Here is a 640-nt window from a genome sequence, read left to right on the forward strand (position 1 = left end):
AATCTCAATTGATTTCTTTTCCTAAGGGTACTTAGATGTTTCAGTTCCCCTCGTTCGCCTCGTTACGCTATGTATTCACGTAACGATACCTATAAATAGGTGGGTTTCCCCATTCGGACATCTGTGGCTCAAATGCATTTTGTCGGCTCACCACAGCTTTTCGCAGACTTACACGTCCTTCATCGCCTCTAACTGCCAAGGCATCCACCGTATACGCTTCGTCACTTAACCATACAACCCCAAACAGCCTTTTGACTTCTGTCTAAGTTATGTTGCATGAATGACAAGCTAATCGGAAGAATTGCCTTGCTATCAATAAATTGATAACAAGCAATTCAGTCAAGTAGAGTAAAAAGTTCATCTTTCGATTTCTCAGTTACTCAATTTTGATTGATTACTATTAATATCAGCTTTCCAAATTGTTAAAGAGCATAGTGCTTAATTCAAAACACTTAGGTTTGATCTTAAATCAAAGCTAAGGGCTTTTATTTAAGTCATCTTTAAATATAAACAAAACAATCTGTGTAGGCACTGCATCAAGTGCGTCTTTCGACGTAATGGTAAGGAGGTGATCCAACCCCAGGTTCCCCTAGGGTTACCTTGTTACGACTTCACCCCAGTCATGAAACACAAAGTGGTA

At 39.5% G+C, this 640-nt stretch carries 2 rRNA genes; both read right to left on the reverse strand.

Features of this window, described 5'->3' with window-relative positions:
• A 23S ribosomal RNA gene (locus ACXAGK_RS19465) occupies positions 1 to 231 on the reverse strand; the annotation flags it as partial.
• 330 nt (positions 232 to 561) lie between these two features.
• Positions 562 to 640, reverse strand: a 16S ribosomal RNA gene (locus ACXAGK_RS19470); the annotation flags it as partial.

This window comes from Alteromonas sp. ABM1_013, from assembly GCF_056160505.1.